General features: G+C 49.1%; 2 tRNA genes and 1 rRNA gene. All 3 read right to left on the bottom strand.

From position 1 onward, the window contains the following. Positions 1-169 precede the first annotated feature (169 nt). Positions 170-245 (bottom strand) — tRNA-Ala (locus J5M56_RS24415). Between the two features lie 24 nt (positions 246-269). Next, positions 270-346: transfer RNA gene (locus J5M56_RS24410), tRNA-Ile, on the bottom strand. 85 nt (positions 347-431) lie between these two features. Beyond that, a 16S ribosomal RNA gene (locus J5M56_RS24405) occupies positions 432-507 on the bottom strand; the annotation flags it as partial.

The following is a 507-nucleotide window of genomic DNA, read 5'->3' as shown; positions in this document are numbered from 1 at the left end:
TACGCGCAGAACTCACAAATTTTACCTTAGCCTGATACCCAGCAGTGAAACTGGCCATCAGTCTATATCTATCACATATCCGAATTTTTAAAGAACGATCTGACAAAAGCCAGAAATCAACATTCGAACTGAATGTTCATTTCTGAATTCTGATCAAGTAGAGCAGAAGTGGTGGAGCCAAGCGGGATCGAACCGCTGACCTCCTGCGTGCAAGGCAGGCGCTCTCCCAGCTGAGCTATGGCCCCGTATCCTACGGCTGAACCATGTAATGGTAGGTCTGGGCAGATTTGAACTGCCGACCTCACCCTTATCAGGGGTGCGCTCTAACCAACTGAGCTACAGACCTATAACAAGGTTGCGTTACAGCATCGTCTTTTACAATGAATCAAGCAATTCGTGTGGGAGCTCATCAGCAGGCTGATGTCGTCGATTAAGGAGGTGATCCAGCCGCAGGTTCCCCTACGGCTACCTTGTTACGACTTCACCCCAGTCATGAATCACACCGTG

The sequence above is a fragment of the Pseudomonas sp. 51_B genome (genome assembly GCF_017491595.1).
Classification (GTDB): Bacteria; Pseudomonadota; Gammaproteobacteria; order Pseudomonadales; family Pseudomonadaceae; genus Aquipseudomonas; species Aquipseudomonas promysalinigenes.
The sequence above is the reverse complement of the archived record's forward strand: the minus strand, read 5'-3'. Positions and strand labels throughout refer to the sequence as shown.